This window comes from Neobacillus driksii (genome assembly GCF_013409995.1).
Classification (GTDB): domain Bacteria; phylum Bacillota; class Bacilli; order Bacillales; family Cytobacillaceae; genus Neobacillus; species Neobacillus driksii.
In genome coordinates this window covers 521,415-540,288 of the sequence record NZ_JACCBX010000001.1, presented here as the reverse complement: position 1 = coordinate 540,288, position 18,874 = coordinate 521,415, and the positions used below count along the sequence as shown (strand labels likewise).

The 18,874-nt window shown below is 38.8% G+C and carries 16 protein-coding genes; 1 reads left to right on the top strand and 15 read right to left on the bottom strand.

The window, feature by feature from the left end; translation table 11 throughout:
- Positions 1 to 82: 82 nt before the first annotated feature.
- The 9 genes from F4694_RS02390 to F4694_RS02350 form a co-directional block, all read right to left on the bottom strand.
- Positions 83 to 4,714, bottom strand: coding sequence for a cell wall-binding repeat-containing protein (locus F4694_RS02390; RefSeq protein WP_257029082.1), 4,632 nt, complete (start codon positions 4,712 to 4,714; stop codon positions 83 to 85).
- A gap of 272 nt (positions 4,715 to 4,986) precedes the next feature.
- The gene (locus F4694_RS02385) at positions 4,987 to 5,295 is read right to left on the bottom strand and encodes a thioredoxin family protein (RefSeq protein ID WP_179595295.1); all 309 of its coding nucleotides are present in this window, start codon (positions 5,293 to 5,295) and stop codon (positions 4,987 to 4,989) included.
- Positions 5,296 to 5,299: 4 nt separating this feature from the next.
- On the bottom strand, positions 5,300 to 5,653 hold the full coding sequence (locus F4694_RS02380; protein WP_179595294.1) for a toprim domain-containing protein: 354 nt from the start codon (positions 5,651 to 5,653) through the stop codon (positions 5,300 to 5,302).
- Positions 5,654 to 5,784: 131 nt separating this feature from the next.
- A complete protein-coding gene (locus F4694_RS02375; protein ID WP_179595293.1) occupies positions 5,785 to 6,024 on the bottom strand; it encodes a YusG family protein in 240 nt (79 codons plus the stop codon).
- 115 nt (positions 6,025 to 6,139) lie between these two features.
- Entirely contained in the window at positions 6,140 to 6,523 is a 384-nt protein-coding gene (gene gcvH / locus F4694_RS02370) for a glycine cleavage system protein GcvH (protein ID WP_179595292.1), read from the bottom strand.
- A gap of 82 nt (positions 6,524 to 6,605) precedes the next feature.
- Positions 6,606 to 6,962 (bottom strand): arsenate reductase family protein, encoded by a 357-nt coding sequence (locus tag F4694_RS02365; RefSeq protein ID WP_179595291.1) that lies wholly within the window; start codon positions 6,960 to 6,962, stop codon positions 6,606 to 6,608.
- 177 nt (positions 6,963 to 7,139) lie between these two features.
- Positions 7,140 to 8,924 (bottom strand): acyl-CoA dehydrogenase family protein, encoded by a 1,785-nt coding sequence (locus tag F4694_RS02360; protein ID WP_179595290.1) that lies wholly within the window; start codon positions 8,922 to 8,924, stop codon positions 7,140 to 7,142.
- A gap of 21 nt (positions 8,925 to 8,945) precedes the next feature.
- On the bottom strand, positions 8,946 to 10,121 hold the full coding sequence (locus F4694_RS02355; protein ID WP_179595289.1) for an acetyl-CoA C-acetyltransferase: 1,176 nt from the start codon (positions 10,119 to 10,121) through the stop codon (positions 8,946 to 8,948).
- Between the two features lie 105 nt (positions 10,122 to 10,226).
- Complete coding sequence (locus tag F4694_RS02350; protein ID WP_179595288.1) at positions 10,227 to 12,614, bottom strand: 3-hydroxyacyl-CoA dehydrogenase/enoyl-CoA hydratase family protein; 2,388 nt, start codon at positions 12,612 to 12,614, stop codon at positions 10,227 to 10,229.
- A 218-nt stretch (positions 12,615 to 12,832) separates the two neighbouring features.
- Here F4694_RS02350 and F4694_RS02345 point away from each other — a divergent pair, with 218 nt between their 5' ends.
- A complete protein-coding gene (locus F4694_RS02345; protein ID WP_179595287.1) occupies positions 12,833 to 12,964 on the top strand; it encodes a YuzL family protein in 132 nt (43 codons plus the stop codon).
- Between the two features lie 70 nt (positions 12,965 to 13,034).
- On the opposite strand, the gene glnA is transcribed toward F4694_RS02345, so the two are convergent.
- The 6 genes from glnA to F4694_RS02315 all read right to left on the bottom strand — a co-directional run bounded on the left by glnA (position 13,035) and on the right by F4694_RS02315 (position 18,721).
- Complete coding sequence (glnA, locus tag F4694_RS02340) at positions 13,035 to 14,399, bottom strand: type I glutamate--ammonia ligase (RefSeq protein ID WP_179595286.1); 1,365 nt, start codon at positions 14,397 to 14,399, stop codon at positions 13,035 to 13,037.
- Between the two features lie 207 nt (positions 14,400 to 14,606).
- Positions 14,607 to 14,852, bottom strand: a complete 246-nt coding sequence (locus F4694_RS02335; protein WP_179595285.1) for a DUF2573 family protein — start codon at positions 14,850 to 14,852, stop codon at positions 14,607 to 14,609.
- Complete coding sequence (locus F4694_RS02330) at positions 14,812 to 15,591, bottom strand: IucA/IucC family C-terminal-domain containing protein (protein WP_179595284.1); 780 nt, start codon at positions 15,589 to 15,591, stop codon at positions 14,812 to 14,814. The genes F4694_RS02335 and F4694_RS02330 overlap by 41 nt, the downstream gene beginning before the upstream one ends.
- On the bottom strand, positions 15,584 to 16,405 hold the full coding sequence (locus tag F4694_RS02325) for an ABC transporter ATP-binding protein (RefSeq protein WP_374757396.1): 822 nt from the start codon (positions 16,403 to 16,405) through the stop codon (positions 15,584 to 15,586). Before F4694_RS02325 ends, F4694_RS02330 begins: the two co-directional genes overlap by 8 nt.
- A gap of 259 nt (positions 16,406 to 16,664) precedes the next feature.
- Entirely contained in the window at positions 16,665 to 17,720 is a 1,056-nt protein-coding gene (locus F4694_RS02320) for a FecCD family ABC transporter permease (protein ID WP_179595283.1), read from the bottom strand.
- Positions 17,717 to 18,721, bottom strand: coding sequence for a FecCD family ABC transporter permease (locus F4694_RS02315; protein WP_179595282.1), 1,005 nt, complete (start codon positions 18,719 to 18,721; stop codon positions 17,717 to 17,719). Before F4694_RS02315 ends, F4694_RS02320 begins: the two co-directional genes overlap by 4 nt.
- Between the last annotated feature and the right edge of the window lie 153 nt (positions 18,722 to 18,874).

Sequence of the window (18,874 nt, the reverse complement as noted above, 5' to 3'; positions counted from 1 at the left end):
ACTTCTCGACAATTACCAACAACAACTGCATAACTCTAGTAAAAAAACGAGAGTGAAATTCACTCTCGTTTTTCTCCTGCTTTTATTTTTGTGAAGGACTAATCTTAGAGACTAGAGATGCTGAAACAACATTTTCTCCACCTAGTACATTTACTTGAACTAGGTTCAATGAAGCCAAGTAAGCTTTAGTAGCTTCTGGTAATGCTTCTGTCACTAGGACAATTCCTGTTTTGTCTTTAGCAGCTAAAGCAGCTCCTGCTAAGCTATCAGGGAAGTTATCACCAGTTGCAACATAAACAAAGTTAGCATCTAGGTCAAAATGTTTGGCAACTGCCACATTTGTTTCATATCTTGTTTCTCCACCAACACGTGTAACACTTGGTAACTTCTTGGCAACTTCATTATTAACAACTCCATTACCGCCAATTACTAATGTTTTAGTTGCGCCTAAGTCTTTAACCGCTGTTTTTGTTTCAGCTGGTAGAGTCTTAGAATCGTTTACTAATAGAATTGGTAATCCTTGTGCCCCAGCAAAAGAAGCAACTGATAAAGCGTCAGGGAAGTTAAATCCATTAACAACTACAACCTCTTTAGAACCTTCTGGAGCAACCACTTTCGCTACAGTTGCAGCAGTTTCATAACGATTTTCACCAGATAGTCTTACAACTTCAACACCAAGTCCTTTTAATTGCTTTTCTACTGATGAAGAAATTGCACCAGTTCCACCAAGGATGTATACCTTTTTCGCGCCAAGTCTTTCAATCTCAGCTTGAGTGGATTTGTTTAAATCGTTGCTAGCAGTTAAAAGAAGTGGAGCATCATACTTAGCTGCTAAAGGAACACCAGCTAAAGCATCCGCATACACATCGCCACGAGCAAGAACAACAACATCAGACTGTTCCCAGCCCTTTTTACTAACTTCTACAGAAGTTTCATAACGAGTTGGACCAGCAAGACGTTCAACTGCAGATTCACGGTAAATACTTACCTCTTTAGTTGTTGTGTTACCTGCAACGTCCACAAGCTCAAGGGTAAATGTATTGTTACCTGGCTTTAATGTAAGTTCTGTTGATACTTCTTTTTCAATGCTCTTCATTACGAAGTTCTCAAACGCAAATTGGTGGTTAAATTCTTCATCTCCATCCACTTTGTATTGAAGCTCTTCGAAATTATCAGAGATAGTAGCTTTTAATGTTACTTTGTCTACATTTGGTTTTACACTTGTAGGAACATCAACTTTAAGTTCAGGTGCAGTTGTATCAACAACAAGATCTCGAACAAGGTAATCAATTGCATTACCAGCTGCATCCTTACCAGTGATTCTAACTTCTTGTACACCATCTTCTTCAAAAGTAACAGTCGTACTGAACTCATAACGAGATGTTTCATCGTTCCAAACTAGTTCTACTGGCTGACCAGCTACTTTGAAATCAGTGATCTTTGAATCATCTGTCACGTAACCAGCAACAGGCAATTCAAGTGATGTGTACACATTTGTTGCTCCAATAGAAGTTACATGAATATATGGAATAGTGTCGTCATTAGCACCTTCTACAACTACTTTCTTAGTGTTTCCAGCATAGTCGTATGCAATAACTTCTACAGTCCCACCTACAGGGGCCTTAGCAAATGTATATTCGGTTGCAGTACCAGCTAATGGAAGATCCTCTTCACCATAGACTGATTTACCGTTTACAAGGATATCATAATAAGCTACACCTAAACCATTTTCATCAGTTGAGCTTAATGATAGCTTATTACCGGTAACACTTGCAGTCACTTCTGGTGCTACAGTATCAACAACAACTGGGAAAGTAACCTTTTGTGGTTCTTTACCTTCAAAATCAATAGTAGATGAGATTTCGTAGAAATATTCACCATCAGGAACTAATTTGTTCTTTACTTTTCCATCCCAAGCAGCTTCAGTCACAATATTGTATTGTGGTGCTGTACCGCCATCATTGAAATTCTTACGAACATTTTCTGCAGAATTTAGTTTACGAAGTACATTTCCGTCTTTATCTACAATCTTGTATTCTACTGATTTAGCATTTCTCAAGAATGATAGAATTGGCATTGCATCATCACTTGCACCGTCACCATTTGGAGAGAAAGCAATGTTAGTTGCTGATGCCGATTCATCAGCTGGGTTAGTTCCTAAGTAGTTGTAATTGTCATCACCAGCAGATGTAACCATTCCAGTCCAGCCATAGAAAGAAGCATTGATGTTTTCATCATAAATACTTGGATCTACGATAGGAGCTTGATTCCAATCACCATTAAACCCAACGTATGGTACATTTACAGCTGGGTTTTTGTCATTAACATCTGTTAATGTAACAAATCCTTCTACAAAGTAACCATTTTCAAAGATCTCATCTAGTGGTGCATTGTAACCCCACTCAACAGTATCATTTAAGTCCACAGTAACGATTACTGATGCACTTCCATTTGCAGGAACAGTCAGTTGATTTGTACTAAAGGAAATTGGGAATTCACCTTCCCAAGGAGCCGACGCTGAAATTGTGCCTGCTTTATAGATACCTTGAGATTCTAATTGATCTACGCCATCAATAACTAAATCTGTTAATACATTTCCACTTACATTATAAGTGACAGCTTCACTTGAGAAGTTTTGAGCCTTCAATGTAAATGTTGCTTTATTATCTTTGATTTCCTTTAATGCTATTTTAGCTTCATTTGTAGCTTCATTCGTCACCACAACCGGTGTGCTTAGAGCTGAATGAAGTTGCATTAAGCCGCCACCTTGACGGCGAGGAGAATACGGATTATGCATATATGCGTTATTATATACGCCTTTATCCTCAACAACCTTACTTGTGTTCATTAGAATATTTTTTGCCATATTTACTTTTGCTGCACCTGTGAGACTAGGGAAATCTTTTTCTACACGTTCAAGAACTAGAGCAGAGCCGCCGGATACGTGTGGTGCTGCCATTGACGTACCACTCATAACACCGTACTGGTCTTTATTTAAAGTAGATAAAATATTTCCACCTGGTGCAGTGATTTCTGGCTTGAAGTCAAGATTTGGAGTTACACCCCATGATGTAAAGCCAGACATTTGATCTGCAGTTGGATTAGCAGCAGTCACCTGATCACCTTGGAATTCAATGGTTACAGGAGTACCACTATCTAATTGCGCTTTTAATAATTCCCCATCTGTTTTTAGCATAAATAGTTGCGGAATCTTAATTTCTGGAGAAGTTGCCATGCTTACGTAACCATCAGAATGGTTGTAAACAATAACACCAGCAGCTCCTGCAGCTTGTGCATTTAGTGCTTTAACAACGAAATCAAGCTCTCCACGTTTTACTAATGCAATTTTGCCAGTGAAATCCTTACCTGCGAATTCTTCTGGTTTTCCAAGTCCTGCGTCAAGAATTTCAAAAGATTTCTGTTCTAATGAATTAGGATCAACAGAGCTTGCAGATAAAAATGGTGCTTTACCTACAGTTTCGCCATATGAATAAGTGGCTGCAAATAAGTCAATAAAGCTATTTTCTAGTGAAGCTACCTGTAAAGATTCTGTAGATAAACCAGGTGAACCAACAACCCCTTTATCTGGATTTGCAGAAAGCGGGTTAAAGTATCCATCTCCAAAATGATTAGAGTTACCTGCAGAAATAGACATTAACACCCCATTGTCAACAGCTCTTTTGACTGCCATTTGCTCTGGGTCATCTGGAAGCACAAATGCACCTGTTGAGCCCAAGCTCATGTTGACTACATCTGCGTCCATTTGGATTGCATCATCGATTGCTTTAATGATGATATCACTCCATGTTGACGGCATCTCTGGGTCATTACCAAACACTTTTAGAGCAAGTAATTGCGCTTCAGGAGCAACTCCTTTAAGACCGCCTTCTTCCTCATTACCATTTGCTCCTACAGTACCCGCAACATGCATTCCGTGCATGGAAGCATCTGGGCCGATGTCAAGAATTTCGTTATTTTCATCATAATAGTTATAACCATAAGGTACTTTGTCGGTAAAGTATTGACCTTGAACGCCTTTTTCTGCGATCGCAGCTTCAACCTCTGCTTTTGTTAAATCAGCTTTAGTGGCATCCGTTAAGACCATATCTTTATGGCTAGGATCGATTCCGGTATCAATAATACCAACAACCATTCCTTCACCTTTTACTCCGTAATCATCCCAAGTGTTTTGTGCTTGGACAATTTCCTTACTATATTTCATTTCCGGAGTCGTTTCCGGACGCTGATATTCGTTTGCAATTGTTACTTTTGTTACTCCATCAACACTTTTAATTGCTTCAATTTGGCCGTATTCGACGATACCACTGAAACCATTAACAGCTGTAGTAAAACTTTCCTTGAATTGCATTTTTACAGATTTTGAAGTTATTTTTGATTTAACTGCATTTTGTTCTTTTAAAATATCATTTTGAAGCTGTTCTTTAACAGACTTTGATAGTTCATTATATTTCTTTCCTTGCTTGGTTGCATATGTAATCGCAGGTTCACCTTCGACTTCAACAATTACACGAACCTTATCACTCTTTTTATACGCTGCATTATTTAGACCATTTTTAAAGTTAATGGACTTTGCGAAATCTCTTTGAGGTTTCACTGCTTCAGGCTTTAATAATGGTTTGCTAGCAGCCATTGCGGTGTTTGAGAACACTAGTAATGATGCAAGAGCTAGCGACATGCTAGTTTTGAATTTCAAATTCTTTCCCCCCTAAATATATATATATAAGTCACCACAGAAAATTAAGGAACATCCCTCCTATTAATCTTCAAAATTATCACACTATTCTAGTTTAGTTAAAATTTTACAAATAGTCAAATAATATTTCGCAAAAATATGCTTATTTAACCATTTTTTCTAATACTTAATACCCATTATTAATCTAAGTATTAGAACCATTTTCATTTAAAAGTTCCCAAAAGGATTTACTACTTTTTTAACACAAAAAAACAGATGATAGGACATCTGTTTTAGTCAAAAAAGTATTTTATTTTTTCAAATAAGAAAGGAACAGAGTTGAATGCATAAATCATCTCAACTATTTCTCCATCCTTTATAAGAAGCAAGCAGGGAACACTTTCAATTTGAAATTTTTCTGCAAGCTCAGGGTAAAAATTCAGATTCATTTTCCCTATTTTCACATCAACCATATTTTCAATGACCTGGAGCATCCTTGATGCTACCTGACAAGTTCCGCATAAAGGTGTATAGAAGTAAATGAGTCCGGATGAATGACTATTTAAGAATGATGATACCTCATCTAGGTTCCATTCGTTCATTTTTTTAACCCATTTCTAAAAATTCAGAATGAACATCGATGTTTGCACCCAAAAGGACAGTGGCAAGATGGTACACTGGTGCAGTGGCTACTTCACGGTACATCCGGTCTATATAAATATGTTCCGCTTGTGGAAATTCCCTTTTCAATTGTTTGCGAAGTTTCTCACCTGCATCATCAGCATCGACGAGGATATAGACCTCTTTATCTTCAAGGGTATCAATTAATTCATCCAATTTGGCCATGCTGATTGTTCCATTTGTACAGACAATCTCCATTGGCTCCTTGAGGATACTTTTTACCTTTTTCTTATCTGATTTTCCTTCAACAATCAGAACTTTATCACCATACGTAGTCATTCATCATTCATCACCTATACGAAAGAGAGTTATTTGTTTGATGTTAACATATTCCACAAATTTAATAATGTGTGAATATGTTAACTATACCACGATTTTCTTTTTTAATAATAGGTGTTTGCTTTGATTGCCTAACACCAGCCACCATTATCACAATCTGTATATTTTGCATCAGGCTGTTCCGTAACTGTTACATTTTGAAAAATCTTTCGCTGTTCTACCTCAAATCGTTGATCTAACTGAAAAGTCATGTCCCCTGGTAACTGTATTTTTCCTATGGAAGTGTTATCAAGAAATAATTCCATTTCACCATTTTTCATTTTTCCAATTACTCGATCTGTCACATCAACTTTTTGCTGCTTCAATGTCATACCAAGAGCTCCTTTTAAGTAAAGTTTATTCTAGTATCCCCTGGATTCAGCATATACAAGGTGCGAATTTTTCCCATATAAAAAACACCTTGTAAAACAAGGTGTTTACGAAAAATTAGTCTTCTTTAATCATTTCTTCATATTGTTCTGCAGTCATTAGCTTGTCCATTTCACTGCTATTAGTAGGCTCGATGACAATCATCCATGCTTTTTCATATGGAGATTCGTTTACGAATTCAGGGCTGTCACTTAAATCTTCGTTGACAGCAACAACCTTGCCGCTTAATGGCGCATATAATTCTGAAACAGTTTTTACGGATTCAACGCTGCCAAAAGGCTCATCTGCAGTCACTTCGTCACCAACTTCAGGAAGTTCAACGAAAACGATATCACCTAGCTCAGATTGAGCAAAGTGAGTGATTCCTACGCGAACTGTTTCTCCTTCAACCTTTACCCACTCATGTTCTTCAGAATAACGCAATTCCTTTGGTGTAGTCATTACAAAATCCCTCCATTATTTTCTAGAATTGTTTAATAACATTGATTGGTACCGATAACTTTTTGAAAAGTAATGATAATGGTTACAGCCACATTTTCTCATACTCTTCTTCTTTAAAGCCAACAGTCACTTTTACTCCATCCGTTACTAATGGTCTTTTGATTAACATCCCATCTGAGGCTAACAGATCTAGCAGCTCATCTTCAGAAGCAGTGGATATTTTATCCTTAATACCCAGTTCACGATACTTTTGCCCGCTTGTATTAAAGAACTTCTTTAACTCAAGATTGCTCTTTTCGTAGATATCCTGAAGTTCAGCGCGAGTTGGTGGAGTTTCAACAATATGTATTGCATTGTAGGAAAGATGATGATCATCTAGCCATTTCTTTGCATTTCGGCATGTCCCGCATTTAGGATACCAGTAAAAAGTAAGCGACATCTGTCCACCCTCCTCTAAAACATTCATGACATTTCTCGTCACTTTGATAGTAACATAACGGGATTAAAAGTAAAAACGCATCCGTTTAAAATTTCGACTAATTCTGCAAAAATCCTGCTAACATATAGAAAAAACTTCAGGCTCCTGCAAAATCGTCGGGAACCTGAAGTTGATAAATTAAACGATATAGCGTTCAGCTTCAATCAGAACGTCAGCAGCTTCACGTTTCTTACCAATTACATTGATTGGTGTATGACGAGTTAATTTACGCAGTGCTGATACGAGCATACGGAGAGTATCACCTTGTTCGGTTGCAACTAGTGTTTCTTTTGCATGCTGCTCGATTTCGTTGAAAGCTTCTTGACAGAATATTTGTGTATAAAGAAGTTTTTGTTTGTTTTTGTCAAGACCTGTCTTGGCGATTGCTTTTTCAGTTCTTAACAGTGCAGATTCCATTGCATAAGCATTAGAAACAATATCTGCAATATTAGATAAGATTTCTTGTTCTTTCTCTAGTGCCTTACCAAATTTTTGTGCAGCTAACCCAGCAGCCAGCAAGCCAATTTTCTTCGCATTGCTTACTAAATGTTTCTCTTGAGCAAGCGGCTCATCACCTGGCTCATCAGGCATTAACATCATGATTTCTTCTTGGAGTGCCATGGCTTTTTGGAATAATGGAAGTTCTCCTTTGAATGCCTTTTTAATATAAGTTCCTGGTACTAGGAGTCGGTTAATTTCATTTGTACCTTCAAAAATACGATTTATACGAGAGTCACGGTATGCTCTTTCAATCGTATACTCTTGCATAAAGCCGTATCCACCATGAATTTGAACACCTTCATCTACCACATAATCTAATACTTCACTACAGAAAAATTTATTAACTGAGCATTCAATTGCGTACTCAGCAATTGAATTTGCCACCAATTTTATATCCTTTTGCTCTTCAGTTGTAAGTTTTCCTTGATTTTCTTCGTACAATCCAATCGTACGATAGACAGAGCTTTCAGCTGCGTAGATTTTGGAAGCCATAGTACCGAATTTTTCTTTTGTTAAATTGAACTGGGATATCGGTGTATTAAATTGCTTACGGCCATTTGCATATTTAACTGCTAACTCAAATGCATTTTTAGATCCGCCTACACCGCCGACAGCTAACTTATAACGTCCAATGTTTAAGATATTAAACGCAATTACGTGCCCTTTTCCATATTCCCCTAATAGATTTTCAACAGGAACAGGTACATCTTCTAGGATTAGAGTACGAGTTGAGGAACTCTTAATTCCCATTTTCTTCTCTTCGGCACCTGTAGAAACGCCTGGGAGGTCTCTCTCAACGATGAACGCCGTAAAGTGTTCACCATCAATTTTTGTATACACGACGAATACATCGGCAAAACCTGCGTTGGTAATCCACTGCTTTTCACCGTTAAGAATATAATGGGTACCTTCTGCATTTAATTTTGCTGTTGTTCTTGCCCCAAGAGCGTCAGATCCTGAACCTGGTTCTGTTAAAGCGTAGGCAGCGATTTTTTCACCAGAAGCAAGTGCAGGTAAATATTTTTTCTTTTGCTCTTCGTTTCCGAATAAAACGATTGGAAGTGAGCCGATACCAACATGCGCTCCATAGGATAATGAGAAACCGCCGGCCTTTGACATTTTTTCAGTTACAAGCGACGAAGTTACTTTATCTAAACCTAACCCTTCGTATTCTTCAGGAACATCTGCTGCTAATAGACCTAGATCACCCGCTTGTTTCAATAATTTTACAGTACGATCAAATTCATGGTTCTCAAGATGTTCTAACTGTGGAAGTACTTCTTTTTCTATGAAGTCTTCTGCTGTTTTAGCAATCATAAGCTGTTCTTCGTTAAAATCTTCTGGTGTTAGAATTCGGTCATAGGAAATATCATCGATTAAAAAGCTTCCGCCTTTAATAATTTTTTCAGTTTGTTGTGTCATTTATAATTCCTCCTATTCTTTTTATAAAAGCTCAAATACTCCAGCCGCGCCCATTCCGCCGCCAATACACATGGTTACTACGCCGAATTGCTGTTGACGACGCTTTAGTTCATGAATAAGGGTTAAGGTGAGTTTTGCGCCTGTACATCCTAGTGGATGTCCTAGTGCGATGGCGCCTCCATTTACGTTTACTTTTTCTTCATCCAACCCGAGCTCACGAATGACTTGAAGGGACTGTGATGCAAATGCTTCGTTCAATTCAAACAGGTTAATATCGGACATTTCTAATCCAGCTAATCTCACTGCCTTTGGTACGGCCACTACAGGACCAACTCCCATTATTTCCGGCGGTACCCCCCCAACTGCAAATGATCGGAACTTAGCTAATGGCTTTAATCCAAGTGATTCCGCCTTTTCACGATCCATAATCATTAAGGCTGCCGCCCCATCACTTGTTTGCGAGGCGTTACCTGCAGTAACTGAACCAGTCACCGAAAATGCTGGTCGAAGTTTTGAAAGTGACTGTACGTTTGTATCTGGTCGAACTCCCTCATCTTGAGAAAATTGTATTGTTTTTTCGACAAGCTTGTTGTCTTTTCCCACTGAACGGGAGATAGTATTAACGGGAACAATTTCGTCAACAAATTTCCCTTCCTGGATCGCTTTTGCCGCTTTCTGATGACTGCGAACGGCAAATGCGTCCTGGTCTTCACGACTAATACCATATTTTTTTGCTACTTCTTCTGCGGTATGCCCCATGCCCATATAATATTCGGGAGCTGTTTCAGCTAATTTGATATTTGGACGAACAACATGGCCCATCATAGGAATCAGACTCATCGACTCCGATCCACCAGCAATGGCTGTGTCGGTATGTCCGAGCATGATTCCCTGCGCTGCATAAGCGATCGCCTGAAGTCCAGATGAACAAAAGCGATTAATGGTGATGGCAGGTACTGTATGCGGCAGGCCAGCTAAGGCACCAATATTACGAGCCATGTTATTTCCCTGCTCTGCTTCTGGCATTGCACACCCAAAAACTAAATCATCAATATTTCCTTCATAATTTCCGGCACGCTTTAATGTTTCTTTTACGACCAATGCTCCCAAATCATCAGGGCGAACATGTGCAAGCGTTCCTTTTTTCGCTTTCCCTACCGGGGTCCGAGCTCCCGCTACGATTACCGCTTCTCTCATTTCGTTCCCTCACTTTCCTCATATAATAGCAATCTATTTGTCTAGCTTCACTTAGGAAAAATTGAACTGCATTTTTCCCTGGACAAAGCGCATATGCTTTTCTGTTTAATTTCTAAGTGGCTTTCCTTTAACAAGCATGTGCTGCATACGTTGTTGCGTCTTACCTTCTCTTATTAAGTTTAAGAATGCTTCTCTTTCTAAATCCAATAAGTATTGCTCATCTACTTCCGTACCAAATGGCACCTTTCCACCAGCAATAACAAAAGCTACTTTTTTGGCGATTTTTAAATCATGCTCTGAAATATATCCAGATAAGAACATGGATTGTGCACCAAGTAATAGTGTAGCGTAACCTGTTTCACCCACTACCGGCACCTTTTTCCGGGCTTTTTGCACATAACCCTGCTCATGTAATGCTAGAACAGCCTGCTTTGCATCGTATAATTGGTGGTCTCCGTTAATACTAATTCCATCCGCTAATCCTAAGAAGTTATTCTCACGTGCTTCCTCACCAGAAGTTGAAACTTTTGCCATAGCGATGGTTTCAAAGACTTTATTGGCAACAGCTTGAAGGTCAAATGGAACACCATTTGGCATGCCTTCTAAATGTTTTATATATAGTTCTTTGTTTCCGCCGCCGCCTGGAAGCAATCCGACACCTACTTCGACAAGACCCATATAGGTTTCAGCAGACGCTTGAATGTGCGCTGCAGGTAAACAAACCTCGGCGCCACCTCCAAGCGTCATTGCAAATGGTGCTGCCACCACTGGTTTTGCGCTATATTTTACTTTCATCATTGCATTTTGGAACTGATGGACTACCATTTCAAGCTCATAAATATTATCATCCTGTGCTTCCATTAGCATCATGGCTAGGTTGGCACCAACACAGAAGTTCTTGCCTTGGTTTCCGATTACTAAACCTTTGTAATTTTTCTCTACCTCGTCAATTGCAAAATTAAGCATCTGAATAATATCAAGACCGATAGCATTGTTCGGAGAATGGAATTCTAAGAGAGCGACCCCATCACCTAAATCAATTAAACTGGCACCTGCATTCTTTTTAATAACACCTTTTTGTTTTTTTATTTTTTTCAAGTCAATTGCTTTTGGATTACTTTCAACTAAGCGGTATTCACCATTTTTATAAAAGAATTTTTCGCCATTTTCCTCTAGATAGAAAGATGTATGCCCCTTCGCAAGCATTTCTGATATCCAAATAGGGATTTCAAGCCCATTTTCCCTCATCTTCGCGACTGACTTTTCTAAACCAATTGCATCCCAGGTTTCAAATGGACCCATTTCCCAGCCAAAGCCCCATTTCATGGCCCGGTCAATGTCGACCACTGTGTCAGCAATTTCACCCAAAAGCTGTGCAGAGTATACAAGTACAGGACTGAAGATGTTCCACAGCAACTCACCTGCGCGGTCATTTGCATATACAAGCGCTTTCAATTTACTCGAAGTGCCTTTTTCCTGCTTGCTCATTTCTGTTGCGGCAGTTGAAAGCTTCTTACGAGGAATATATTCTAAAGTACCTGGGTCAAGTTCAAGGATTTCTTTCCCTTTCTTCAAGTAGAAGCCTTGAGCAGATTTACTACCGAGCCAGCCTTTTTCAAGCATGGTTTTCATAAATGAAGGGACTTCAAATACTTCCTTTTCCTTTCCGGTTACTTTTTCATTTACATTGCCTGCGACATGTGCGAAGGTATCTAACCCAACTACATCTAACGTGCGGAAAGTTGCACTTGAAGGGCGACCGACTAATGGACCAGTAACAGAATCAACTTCCCCAACACTATAACCGCCCTTTAGCATTTCTTGAACTGTAATAAGGAGACCATAGGTTCCAATCCGGTTAGCGATAAAGTTCGGTGTATCCTTTGCAAGAACAACACCTTTTCCTAAAACATCCTCACCAAACGTTTTCATGAATGAAACAACTTCTTGGCTCGTATACTGTGTAGGAATCACTTCAAGTAATTTTAAGTATCTTGGCGGGTTAAAGAAGTGGGTACCAAGAAAATGCTTCTTAAAATCCTCTGATCTTCCTTCTGCCATCGCTTCAACAGATATCCCGGATGTATTGGAACTGATAATGCTTCCAGGTTTTCTATATTGGTCAACTTTCTCAAATACTTGTTTCTTCACATTGAGATTCTCAACAACAACCTCGATTACCCAATCCACATCTTTTAATTTCACTAGGTCGTCTTCTAAATTCCCCGATTCGATTAATGCCAAGTTCTTTTTGACCGCTAAAGGAGCTGGTTTTTGTTTTAATAATTTTTGGATTGATTGGCTGCTGATGCGATTACGGACCTGCTTATCTCCCAATGTTAGTCCTTTTGCCTTTTCGTCGTCGGTTAACTCCCGAGGTACAATATCCAATAATAATGTCGGTATCCCGATGTTTGCTAGATGGGCGGCAATCCCCGACCCCATGACTCCTGATCCTAGAACAGCTGCTTTTTTAATAAGTTGGTTCAACATTGTCTCCCCCTTTACACACTTTGAATGAATACTCATTCATTTTTTTGTCAAAAAAAATTCACTAACGAATGAGTTCTGCTATCTATTACTATAGAATATTTCAAAAATTTGCGCAATAAATAAAAGCGGAAAATAAAAAAAATTTTTAAAAGGCATTTTCCCTATCAACTTTACATAAAAAAATCAAATTGGGCATCCTATTAACGAGGTGATGAGGCATGGGTAAAATGAAGAAAAACCCATCTAAAAGTGGCGTAAGCGCCGCTAGCGTTCAAGGAAACGCAGGTCCTGGCGGAGAACAGTCACAAAAAGACAAAGTGAACAGTCAAAATAATCAATTCAAAAGATAAAAACACCTTGAATGAATAACTGAGGAAATTGTAAAGCAGGCTGTATGACAGCCTGCTTGACTTGGTTATATTAAAACTTTGCTTGATAATTTTCAATTTCCCAAGCATGAACAGCTGTACGATAACTATCCCATTCTGCTTTTTTCGCAGCTACAAACTCATCATAAACATGGTTGCCTAATGTTTTACGGACAATCTCTCCATCTTCTAGTTCCTTTACCGCAGCGGCTAGACTGCCAGGAAGGCTTTCAATACCTAGTTCACCGCGACGCTCTTCAGTCATATGGAAAATATCTTCATTGATTGGAAATGGTACTTGTAATTCTTGTTCGATGCCATCTAAACCAGCAGCTGCAATCACTGCAAAGGTTAAGTAAGGATTCGCTGATGGATCAGGACAGCGCAATTCAACACGGGTGGCCATCCCTTTTTTTGCCGGGATTCGAATCAACGCGGAACGGTTTGATGCGCTCCATGCGATATAACATGGTGCTTCATATCCAGGTACTAAACGCTTATAAGAGTTTACAAGCGGATTGGTTACAGCGGTAAAACTTTTGACATTCTCCAGTAGTCCTGCAATAAATTGATACGCTTGATTCGATAGTTGTAAATCATCAGCCGGATCAAAAAATGCATTTTCATTTCCTTTGAAGAAAGACATGTTGACATGCATTCCAGAACCATTTATCCCAAAAACTGGTTTAGGCATGAATGTAGCATGAAGGTTATATTTCTTTGCTATCGTTTTTACAACCCATTTGTATGTAGTGGAAAGATCCGCTGCACCTAGGGCATCAGCATACTTAAAATTAATTTCGTGCTGTCCTTCAGCAACTTCATGGTGAGACGCTTCAATAATGAAACCCATTGCCTTTAAAGCACGGTAAATTTCTAAACGAACACGCTCTCCAAGATCTTTAGGTGACGGTTCAAAATATCCAGCTTTATCACTAAGTTCCTGTGTTGGATATCCGTTTTCGTCTGTTTTAAACAGGAAAAATTCAAGCTCAGGACCTACTGAAATGGTGTATCCTTTATCCGCAGCTCGTTCCACTGTTTTCTTTAATACATTTCTAGTGTCACCTTCAAACCAAGATCCATCAGGATTTTTAACAGAACATAGAAAACGTGCTTCAGAATATCCTTCTTCTACTGTCCATGGTAAAACGGAGAATGTTGTTAAATCTGGCTGTAAGTATAAATCAGATTTATTTATTGGTGAAAATCCTTTAATAGAGGAGCCATCAAACATGATTTTTCCTTCGACTACATCTTCCAATTGCTCACTTGTAACCGTTACGTGTTTCAAAATACCTTCGATATCTACAAACTGTAAGTGAAGAAGTTCAACATTTTTTTTATTTATTTCTTCTTTAATTTTTTCGATAATTGCAAATTCGTCTTTTACATTTGAAAGTATAGCCTCAGTCATGTTATTTCTCCTCCTATTTTCATGTCACTTAACCTAACATTGAATTTATTATATTGTGAATATTTAATTTTGACAACTCTTTTTTATCACTTTTTTGAATATTTTATGTATATTAAAAAGAAAGCGTTTTCTTAGAATGCAATAGAAAAAGGTCACCTCATCAGTTGAAGTGACCAAATAGTTTATAAATATTCATTTTTTTGCATCTTACTTAGATTGTCTATGCTGTTCATTTAGCAGCTTAATTTCATTAATGATTGATTTCATTTCTTCCTTTGCTTCCGGATAGAGTTCATTCCAATGTTTTGCTAAGGCTGGCATTGATTTCGCAATATGAGTATATAGGGCCCAAGCCTTTACCTTTTCGGTTGTCTCCTCGCTCGATTCGCCAACGAGTAAGTCACTATATTTTTCAAGTAAAGCTTTGAACTGCTCCGCAAATACTTTCTCCATCAAAGCACACTCCATCGTTAGAAATATGTGTACATGGGCATGTTTTACATCTTTTGCATCCAAGCTGATAGGTAAAACAACATGTTTTCCTCATTCTTATCTCATCAGGGGGATTCTTCTTAGAATAATACTTTTTTATTGGATTAAGGTTGTATTCGCCAAATAGATTGCCCTTTGCTTCCATGATTAAAAAACGGAAATCACTTAGGACGGTTGGATTTTCACTCTCTTTTAACTCCGTCTCATAAAGCCAGAATAGGTAAACCGCAATATTTTCCCACAGGATCAGTTTTGAAACCTTAAATGTCTTTTCAAAATGCTCAATAATCGGGTAGATATTGTTAGCAAAAAGATCCCGGTAAACACCTTCACGCCATTCATCCCGGTCTTGACCATTCCACTCCTGGATGGATGTATCCTTTAATGAAATCATCGGGATCCAGTCTTTACCACGTTCAGCTTCTTCCATTTCTATATTTTCCAAAGATAGATTCAATTTCTTATTAGCGGCCGTCATGGCAAAAAGGGAAATGACGGCAATAAATGCATATCTTTTTATAAAAATGGAGGCTGCCGCTCTTTCGGAAGGCGAACCGATTGAATACGCTAAATTCCTCATGAAATCCAATGCAAAAGTCTTATCCATTAATTTTGCAACGTTAAATGATTGGCCAGTTTCTGGTTTAAGCCTATATTTCTGTAAAGGACTAAGATCATTTTCTGTAAGTATATTACCCATGGGATACAGCCGCCTTTTGGAGAATACGTCTTCCTTTTCCATAAGGAATACAAAGCGGTGTGCCAAATAAAGGATCGATTGTTACCTCACATTCCATGCCAAATACATTTTTGACAAGATTACGGTTGATTACATACTCCGGCTTACCTTGATCATACACCTTTTGATCTTTTAGGGCCACGATATTATGTGCATAGCGGCAAGCAAGATTAAGATCATGAAGAACCATTACAACCGTTCTTTTTCTCTTTTCATTGAGTTCGAATAGAAGGTCAAGAATTTCAATTTGATGTGTCATATCTAAATAGGTTGTTGGTTCATCTAAGAGAATAACGTCCGTATCCTGAGCTAGGGTCATCGCAATCCAAGCGCGCTGTCTTTGACCGCCTGAAAGAGAATCAACCGTTCGCTCTTTCAAATCTTCTAACCGGGTAGCTTTTAGTGCGTCATTAACCTTTTTCTCATCTTCCTCCGACCATTGTTTTAACCATGATTGATGAGGATAACGCCCCTGTTTAACGAGTTGAAGCACCGTCAGTCCTTCAGGAGCGGCCGGTGATTGCGGAAGTATCGCCATTTTCTTTGCTACTTCTTTCGTTGAAAGCTTAGCAATGGCTTCTCCCTCCAAAATAACAGCACCGGATTTTGGCTTAAGAAGACGAGCGATTGAACGAAGGAGAGTTGATTTTCCGCAGCCATTCGCTCCAATAAAAACGGAAATTTCACCTTGAGGAATTTTTAAATTTAATTCATCAATGATGAGTGTGTCCCCGTATGAAAGTGATAAATTTTTCGTTTCAACCGCATTCATCATCTGCCATCTCCTTTTGTAATCAATCAAGTTTATGTTTTTTAGGCTTGTTTTTAGTATATGAATTAGCCCCTATAGTGGGTTGTATTAACGTCCTGTATAATATTAATATTCTCTACAGTTCTAAGTTTATAATTAATTGATAATGATTGTCAATGAGTATGAAAATCATTTTCATTTGTATTTACTACTGTATCAAATAGTGAATTTGCGTAAAAAAAGAGAAGCCTATTCAAAAGAAATGGCTTCTCTTAGATGAAAACTAAGTATTTCTCGTCTTAAATAATAGATAGATAAAGTATGGTGCCCCTATACTTGCCGTAAAGACCCCTGCAGGTATTTCTAATGGCGAAAATAATGTTCGCCCAACTAAATCAGCAAGCATAACTAAAATTCCACCTAGGAGTGCGGATACAGGCAGCAACGCACCAAAAGCAGAACCGACTAATCTCCTGGCCATATGCGGCGCCATTAAGCCCACAAAACCAATCCCTCCAGCGAAAGCTACGGAACCCCCAACCAAGCCAGTACTTAGGAGCATTAAAACCAAGCGTTGCTTTTGCACCCGTCCACCAAGACCTGTTGCTACTTCATCGCCAAGTTCCTGAATGTTTACATTTCTTGCATAGATGAATGCAATGATAATCAGTACGATGATCCATGGGACTAGGGCACCTACATTTTTCCAAGTGGAACCGTAGACAGTACCCGTAATCCATATGTTCGCCTGGCTTGCTTGATAAATAGGACCTAAAACCATCATAAAGGTGGTCAAAGCTTTTGTTAAGCTCATCAATCCTATACCAATTAAAATTAGTCTAATAGGAGAAACTCCATTTTTCCATGCCAATGTATAAACGAGAAATGCCACAACTGCTGCACCAATAAATGCGGCTAAAGGCAGCCAGTGAATACTTACCGTTAATACATGATTTTTATCACTAAAAATTGCCAAGAAACCTACAACCGCTACCGATGCACCGCCAGTAATCCCTAGGATATCAGGTGATGCAAGCGGGTTTCGAATCATTCCTTGCAAAATCCCCCCTGCTACCGCCAACCCCATCCCTGCCATCAAGGCCACAATGATTCTTGGTAATCGGAACGATTGAATGACAAGGGCCTCCATTTCAGACCCTCCGCCAAAAAATACCTTCAATACATTTAAAGGGCTTATCTTCATTTCTCCCAACCCTGTACTTATAACAAAAACAGCGGCAGTTCCAAGTAACAATCCGATAAACACAAATAATGCTTTTTTATCAATTAAATAAGAGATCTTCCCTTGTTTGATTCTAAAAATTTTGTATTTACTCATCGCCCATTGAACCCCTTTCTAGCAATATAAATGAAAAATGGGGTTCCAATAATTGCCGTCATAACGCCGACTGGGACTTCCTGAGGCATTAAAATATATCTGGAGGCGATATCTGCGGCCAGTAATAGCACTCCTCCAAGCAAGCCGGAAAAAGGGATTACCCAGCGATGGTCTATTCCCACAATTGAACGAGTAAGATGTGGCACAACTATTCCAATAAATCCAATTGGTCCTGCAACAGCAACTGCCCCACCTGAAAGGAGGATTACTACTATTCCAATCGTAATCTTTAATAGAGCTGTGTTTAATCCAAGACCTTTAGCTACATCCTCACCCATTGATAAAACATTCATTTTTGTTGCTATTAGGAAAGAAATGATCCAGCCTCCAATTAAATAAGGAAGTACAGCTATTAAATTATCAAGGCTTCTTCCTGCCACTGATCCCGCAAGCCAAAATAATACTTGCTCCAAGGCTGCTTCATTTAATACAAGAATCCCTTGTGTAAAAGAGGCAAATAATGCTGTCATTGCAGCACCCGCTAGAGTCAGTTTCATCGGGGTCAACCCTTCTCTTCCGGCTGACCCAATTGCATAGACACTTATTGCGGCAACAGCTGCACCAAAAAAGGATAACCAAGTAAACAGTTGAAGACTTCCAACACTAAAAACTGTTACCGCTATAACAACAGCAACCCCTGCTCCGGCATTTACCCCAAAAATATCAGGGGATGCCAGCGGATTCTTCGTTACTGTCTGCATTAAGACGCCTGAAATAGCTAAACTTGCCCCCACCGCTGCGGCAATAAACACACGTGGGATTCTAACAGATTGAATAACAATATGTTCATTAGATCCGTCGAAATTGGTTAAGGCTTCTATAGCCATTTTCCATGTGGTATCTGTATAGCCGTAGACAATACTTGCTGCCATTAAGAGAAGCAATATAATAATAGCAATAAAAAGTCCAACCCACCTTTGGCCAGTTTGTTTTAGCAGCATATCGTTAATCCCTTCTAATCTATTTATATATAAAACGCTTGTATATCAGTATTTTCATGTATCAGTCTATTTGAATAGTGGAAAACTGTCAATGAGTTGATAATCATTTTCAATTTGGTGATTGACAGGCTAGTAAAAACGTTTTATGATAAT

What these genes read in the sequence shown, in the direction of transcription:
- F4694_RS02385 (WP_179595295.1), bottom strand. Translation starts at nt 5,295, where the DNA reads ATGAACGAATGGAACCTAGATGAGGTATCATCATTCTTAAATAGTCAT.
- F4694_RS02380 (WP_179595294.1), bottom strand. Translation starts at nt 5,653, where the DNA reads ATGACTACGTATGGTGATAAAGTTCTGATTGTTGAAGGAAAATCAGAT.
- F4694_RS02375 (WP_179595293.1), bottom strand. Translation starts at nt 6,024, where the DNA reads ATGACATTGAAGCAGCAAAAAGTTGATGTGACAGATCGAGTAATTGGA.
- gcvH (WP_179595292.1), bottom strand. Translation starts at nt 6,523, where the DNA reads ATGACTACACCAAAGGAATTGCGTTATTCTGAAGAACATGAGTGGGTA.
- F4694_RS02365 (WP_179595291.1), bottom strand. Translation starts at nt 6,962, where the DNA reads ATGTCGCTTACTTTTTACTGGTATCCTAAATGCGGGACATGCCGAAAT.
- F4694_RS02360 (WP_179595290.1), bottom strand. Translation starts at nt 8,924, where the DNA reads ATGACACAACAAACTGAAAAAATTATTAAAGGCGGAAGCTTTTTAATC.
- F4694_RS02355 (WP_179595289.1), bottom strand. Translation starts at nt 10,121, where the DNA reads ATGAGAGAAGCGGTAATCGTAGCGGGAGCTCGGACCCCGGTAGGGAAA.
- F4694_RS02350 (WP_179595288.1), bottom strand. Translation starts at nt 12,614, where the DNA reads ATGTTGAACCAACTTATTAAAAAAGCAGCTGTTCTAGGATCAGGAGTC.
- F4694_RS02345 (WP_179595287.1), top strand. Translation starts at nt 12,833, where the DNA reads ATGGGTAAAATGAAGAAAAACCCATCTAAAAGTGGCGTAAGCGCCGCT.
- glnA (WP_179595286.1), bottom strand. Translation starts at nt 14,399, where the DNA reads ATGACTGAGGCTATACTTTCAAATGTAAAAGACGAATTTGCAATTATC.
- F4694_RS02335 (WP_179595285.1), bottom strand. Translation starts at nt 14,852, where the DNA reads ATGGAGAAAGTATTTGCGGAGCAGTTCAAAGCTTTACTTGAAAAATAT.
- F4694_RS02330 (WP_179595284.1), bottom strand. Translation starts at nt 15,591, where the DNA reads ATGGGTAATATACTTACAGAAAATGATCTTAGTCCTTTACAGAAATAT.
- F4694_RS02325 (WP_374757396.1), bottom strand. Translation starts at nt 16,405, where the DNA reads ATGATGAATGCGGTTGAAACGAAAAATTTATCACTTTCATACGGGGAC.
- F4694_RS02320 (WP_179595283.1), bottom strand. Translation starts at nt 17,720, where the DNA reads ATGAGTAAATACAAAATTTTTAGAATCAAACAAGGGAAGATCTCTTAT.
- F4694_RS02315 (WP_179595282.1), bottom strand. Translation starts at nt 18,721, where the DNA reads ATGCTGCTAAAACAAACTGGCCAAAGGTGGGTTGGACTTTTTATTGCT.